The sequence below is a fragment of the Vibrio genomosp. F10 str. 9ZD137 genome (assembly GCF_049974785.1).
GTDB lineage: Bacteria > Pseudomonadota > Gammaproteobacteria > Enterobacterales > Vibrionaceae > Vibrio.
The window spans coordinates 1-5,436 of sequence record NZ_JBNGCJ010000586.1 but is presented as its reverse complement, the minus strand read 5'-3'; the positions used below and the strand labels follow the sequence as shown (position 1 = coordinate 5,436).

Below are 5,436 nucleotides of genomic sequence, written 5' to 3'. Positions count from 1 at the left end.
GGCGGCGGTGTCGTGGCAGATAGTCAGTGCGAGTCTGAATACCAAGAAACATTGGATAAGCTTAGTCGTATCTTACCGGTACTGGCTAGGCACTCCACTTCACAATAATTTCATGCAATCCTGAAGCGGTATAAGGCTTGGTTAAAATATCATCCATACCGCTTTTCATGCACTTTTCTCTCTCTTCTAGTGTGGTTCCGGCCGTTAAGGCAATGATCGGTTTTGTATAGCCTTGTGAGCGTAAAATCGCCGTCGCCTCAAAGCCATCCATTTCTGGCATGCGACAATCCATAAAAATGATGTCGTACTCATTGGTTTTGACCGCATCGAGTGCTTCCAGTCCGTTATTACCAATATCCGCAACCAATTTGAATTTTTTAAGCATTTGATTAATGATGATTTGATTCATACGAATATCGTCAACCACCAGAATAGATAAGGATTTAGCCAGTGGTTTTAATGGACCCTTTGATAGGATTTCTTGATTGCCATCGGTATTCGTGGATTTTTCCAGCGGAATCTGGACCGTAAACGTGGTGCCTTTACCTAACTCACTGTTGAGATCAACGCTGCCTTTCATCAAGTCCAGTAGCTGCTTACAAATCGCAAGACCCAACCCTGAACCTTCAAAGTTTCGCTTGCTCGACCGGTCGGCTTGTACAAAGGGGTCAAACAAACTCTCTTGAGCCTGTTTATCGATACCAATCCCCGTATCAACAATCTCAAATATCAGTCGATTCGAATCCCAATTCACTTTTAATGTCACAGAACCATACTCGGTAAACTTAATCGCATTACCTACTAAATTGACCAATATTTGACTGATCCTCTCAATATCACCGATAAAGACACTGGGAATCGCATTGCTGTGCTCTATGGAAAAATCAATACGCTTTTCCATCGCCTTAGAGGTAAAGATCCCTTTCACGGTATTTTCTACATCATGCCAATAAAATTGACTGGGTATCAACTCCATCATACCGGCATTCATTTTACTAAAATCCAGAAGATCATTGATAATACTTCGCAACAGCTCACCCGATTGCGTCAAATTCATCAGGTAACTGCTTTGCTCTTGATTTAAGCCGGTATCAGCCATCAACTCTGCACTGCCTAGTAGCCCATTTAATGGTGTTCTAAGCTCATGGTTGATCATCGCGACAAATTCTTTGGTGGCCCGTTCGGAGTCTTCCGCCCGAGTCCGAGCTTCAATCGTTTCATTGAGCATTAGCTGTCGATTAATGGCACTGCACAGTAGGTCGTTAACAAGCAGCATTTGGCTGACGATGAACTCTTTGTCGACATCACCAATAATCACACCAAAAATGAGCTCACCAATTAAATCGTTGCCTATTGTGATTGGCAAATGGAGCTTGTTCCCTATCCAGTGAATATCATGGCTCAGCTGGCCCGAATGCCGATGCTCCAAGTGCCCAAAATGTTCGTACTTAAAAGACGCTATCGGGACATCTGGAATGGTTAAATAAGCCGTTTCAATGACATTGCTGTTTGTGAGTCGCTTCAAAAAGCTGGACAGCAAAACATCGTCGAGATTTCGCGACAGAAAGGCTCGTCCAAAGTGAATCAGTGCTTCATCAATCAGCTGCTCAAACTCAAATTTTCTTAGGTCCGTCGCCGTTTGGTGCTCTAATTTCTTTAACGCTAACTGTAAATGCTGGTTAGATTGATAAAGCTCTAACCCTTTTTGTTCCAGTAAACGTTCTGCTTCTTTTCGAGCAGCAATTTCTCTGTTGAGTTTGCGTTCAAGGAGAGAGAGCTTGTCCATAGTCAAGAGCCAAGAGTAAGCGTAAATCGAACATGATCATGATTCGTTGTTTGACTTTGTGTCGCTATGTTCACACTCTCATTAAAATGCTCTGCGCACCCTTTTATCAAACCAAGGCAAACATGAGACATGCACCGTGCACTTTTATAATCAAACACCATCTCTGTTTGTGTCTCAGAGATAAAATCAAATGAGGGCGGTTTAGCGTCAGGGTAAAGTTTTTTCACCTCTAAATGGATGTAATCTTCTACATGGCGGATAAATTGAAACGAACTGGCGCATTGATTCAGTTCAGCATTATCTGGCATCGATTTATACAGAGTAATAAACACTGATTGACCAAACACTTCCTGCAACTGTTCGCTTGGAATATCAGTTTTTTTACTCAAGGCGACAATGAGCTTCACCAACGCTTTATGATCATAGCTTCCGACCGAAGTGTAAATACCACTGTCTCCTGCCTCATCAAGTATCGTATCCAGTACTTCTAAGCCAAACTCACGCTCAACCAGCTCCATAAATTCCGTAAAAATAAGTCCTTTCATCTTTATGGGCTATCCTTATGATAAACAACACAGTTAAAAGCATGATCCATAAGTGGGTCTTTTACAAATCCAATTCTGAGGCAAATACGTTGTTTGAACTTAATAAAAATAACCTAATTCAAAAATTTCAGTTTCAGCAGCCGGTCAAATACCACGTAGAATCAACCAAACGGGTGTCAGCATTGGCCCAGCGCCCACTGAGAAAAGCTTCTGTATTAGTGGGGTTTATCGAAAGGCCTCACGGGTTATCAGTCGTCCTGACAAAGCGAGCCAAGCATTTAAAGCACCACCCTGGGCAAATCAGCTTTCCTGGAGGGAAATACGAAAAAAGCGATCCATCCATCTTATTCACTGCGGTTCGTGAAACTCAGGAAGAAGTTGGTATCGCCCCAGAGCACATCGAAATTTTTGGTCAAATGCCCGAGCTAACAACCGTCAGTCATTTTTCTGTCACGCCTGTACTCGCCTTCATCAACCCGAACCATTCTAAGTCGATTGACCCAAATGAAGTGGATGAAGCCTTTGAAATGCCGGTCAGCTACATGCTCGATAAAAAGCAACTTCACAGCTACCTTTTTACGGTCAATAAAGATCATCACCGTGTTTTCGCTTTGCCTTACAAAAATCATTTCATTTGGGGAATGACGGCTCAAATCATCCACGCCATGCAACAACACATTATGATAAACAACTAATCTTCAGCTCGATTTTTCTTTGATCGCCCTTCTATTTTAATTAGTTTAATTCATCCGAAACGAGAGCAAACGGTTGCCTTTAGGCTAGCAAATCCGAAGATAAAGTTAACCCAGCCACCCAACCCATTAATTAAACTAATCTGTAACTCCAATTTAAATAATGAGTAGCACGTAAATTACGTGACCTAAACGTTGTTTTTATTGATAGGTTTATAATCCAAGCAAATACATGATCTAGATCTAATATTTGTGCAACAAATCTATGCACAATGCACTCAACTTATTTCCTGTTCCCCTAAAATGAGTACTTTTAATGACTACACAAACTTCTTCAGCTACGGCTGTACAAACTTCATCAAAGTGGACTTATAAAGATTTTACTTGGTGTCTTTCACTTTTCGGTACTGCTGTTGGTGCTGGTGTACTATTTCTTCCAATTCGCGCTGGTGCCGGTGGTTTTTGGACCCTTGCAATTCTTGCGTTAATAGCGTTTCCAATGACTTGGTTCGCACACAAATCATTGGCTCGTTTCGTTCTATCTTCTAAAAATCCGAATGCAGATATCAGTGATACTGTTGAAGAGCACTTTGGTAAAACTGGCGCAAACCTCATCACTTTTGCTTACTTTTTTGCGATTTACCCTATTGTGCTTATTTACGGTGTGGGTATCACAAACACCGTTGATTCTTTCTTAGTGAATCAAATGGGCATGGAATCGATTCCACGTTGGTTACTGTCTGGCTCGCTGATTGCAATGATGACGGCGGGTATCTTGTTTGGTAAAGAACTGATGCTGAAAGTCACTTCAGCACTGGTTTACCCACTGGTTGCTATCCTGCTTGCATTGTCGTTCTACCTTATCCCTGAGTGGAACACGTCAATGATTGCCGTCAGCCCTGATTGGAGCTCGATGCCAGTAATGATTTGGCTAGCACTTCCAATGATTGTGTTCTCATTCAACCACAGCCCTATCATCAGCCAATTTGCTAAACAGCAACGTCTGACTCACGGTGACAATGCCGTTAAGAAAACCGATGCCATTACTGGTGGTGCGGCAATGATGCTGATGGGTTTTGTCATGTTCTTCGTATTCTCTGTGGTTTTATCTCTATCACCAGAGCAACTTGCACAAGCGCAAGCTGAGAACATCAGTGTTCTGTCTTACCTAGCGAACATTCATGAATCCCCATTCATCTCAATCTTGGGTCCTTTTGTTGCATTCGCTGCAATCACTTCAAGCTACTTCGGTCACTTCCTTGGTGCTCAAGAAGGTCTAGTTGGTCTTGCAAAATCTCGCACTAAAGCTTCTGAAGCTAAGATCGAGAAAGGTTCACTTATCTTCATCGTACTGACAACTTGGGCTGTTGCCATCATCAACCCAGATATTTTAGGAATGATCGAAGAACTGGGTGCACCAATGATTGCTGCAATCTTGTTCCTAATGCCTATTTTTGCGATGAACAAAGTCCCAGCAATGGCAAAATACAAAACATCTAAAGCGGCTCAAATCTTCACAGCGATTTGTGGTCTTGCTGCTGTAACTTCTGCAATAAACGGTATATTCTAAGCCGAATCTAATCTTGATTAGATATAATAACTATAATTAGGCTCCAGATCAGGAGCCTTTTCTAATGAGGTTTCAAATATGATCAGTGTATTCGACATCTATAAAATCGGTGTTGGTCCTTCAAGCTCACACACAGTAGGACCAATGAAAGCGGGTAAAGAATTTATTGATGATTTACGCTCAATGGGAAAATTGCGCGACATTACTAAAATCACCGTGGACGTTTATGGATCATTATCACTGACAGGGAAAGGTCACCACACCGATATCGCCATCATCATGGGTCTTGCTGGAAATTCCCCTGAAAAAGTCGATATCGATTCCATTCCAGGCTTTATCGCTCGTGTTGAAGAAACAGAGCGTCTGCCTGTAGGTATGCATTGCCATACTGTCTCTTTTCCAAAAGATGGCGGAATGAATTTCCATACTTCAAACTTATCTCTTCACGAAAATGGCATGCAAATACACGCTTGGATCGAGGAAGACGTTGCTTACTCAAAAACGTATTACTCTATCGGCGGTGGCTTCATCGTTGATGAAGAAAACTTTGGTAAAGAAGATCAAAATCCCATTAAAGTGCCGTACGAATTCACCTCAGCTGAGCAACTGATTGAACAGTGTAAAGAGAGTGGTTTGTCCATCAGTACATTGGTGATGGAAAACGAAAAGTCACTCCATTCTGATGAAGAATCTCGCACATACTACGCGAACATTTGGAAAACCATGCGCGAATGCATGGATCGTGGGATGAGCACCGAAGGTATTCTTCCTGGTCCACTGCGTGTGCCACGTCGTGCTCCTGCTCTGCGCCAATTGTTAATGACGTCTGAAAAGACCACAACC

5 protein-coding genes are annotated in these 5,436 nt (G+C 42.3%); 3 read left to right on the top strand and 2 right to left on the bottom strand.

Features of this window, described 5'->3' with window-relative positions:
• Positions 1–85: 85 nt before the first annotated feature.
• Entirely contained in the window at positions 86–1,786 is a 1,701-nt protein-coding gene (locus ACP45E_RS14185; RefSeq protein WP_017034417.1) for an ATP-binding protein, read from the bottom strand.
• 2 nt (positions 1,787–1,788) lie between these two features.
• Positions 1,789–2,331, bottom strand: a complete 543-nt coding sequence (locus ACP45E_RS14180; RefSeq protein WP_017038659.1) for a heme NO-binding domain-containing protein — start codon at positions 2,329–2,331, stop codon at positions 1,789–1,791.
• Between the two features lie 41 nt (positions 2,332–2,372).
• Between ACP45E_RS14180 and ACP45E_RS14175 the strand changes: the two genes are divergently transcribed.
• From ACP45E_RS14175 to ACP45E_RS14165, 3 genes are all read left to right on the top strand, one after another.
• Positions 2,373–3,026: a CoA pyrophosphatase gene (locus ACP45E_RS14175; RefSeq protein ID WP_050989647.1), complete on the top strand. Its 654-nt coding sequence runs from the start codon at positions 2,373–2,375 to the stop codon at positions 3,024–3,026.
• Positions 3,027–3,339: 313 nt separating this feature from the next.
• A complete protein-coding gene (locus ACP45E_RS14170) occupies positions 3,340–4,593 on the top strand; it encodes an aromatic amino acid transport family protein (protein WP_017034414.1) in 1,254 nt (417 codons plus the stop codon).
• A gap of 78 nt (positions 4,594–4,671) precedes the next feature.
• A partial coding sequence (locus ACP45E_RS14165) for a serine dehydratase beta chain (RefSeq protein ID WP_198927724.1) occupies positions 4,672–5,436 on the top strand: 765 nt, incomplete at its 3' end.

Coding starts and splice junctions, on each gene's coding strand:
- ACP45E_RS14185 (WP_017034417.1), bottom strand. CDS start 1,786: ATGGACAAGCTCTCTCTCCTTGAACGCAAACTCAACAGAGAAATTGCT.
- ACP45E_RS14180 (WP_017038659.1), bottom strand. CDS start 2,331: ATGAAAGGACTTATTTTTACGGAATTTATGGAGCTGGTTGAGCGTGAG.
- ACP45E_RS14175 (WP_050989647.1), top strand. CDS start 2,373: ATGATCCATAAGTGGGTCTTTTACAAATCCAATTCTGAGGCAAATACG.
- ACP45E_RS14170 (WP_017034414.1), top strand. CDS start 3,340: ATGACTACACAAACTTCTTCAGCTACGGCTGTACAAACTTCATCAAAG.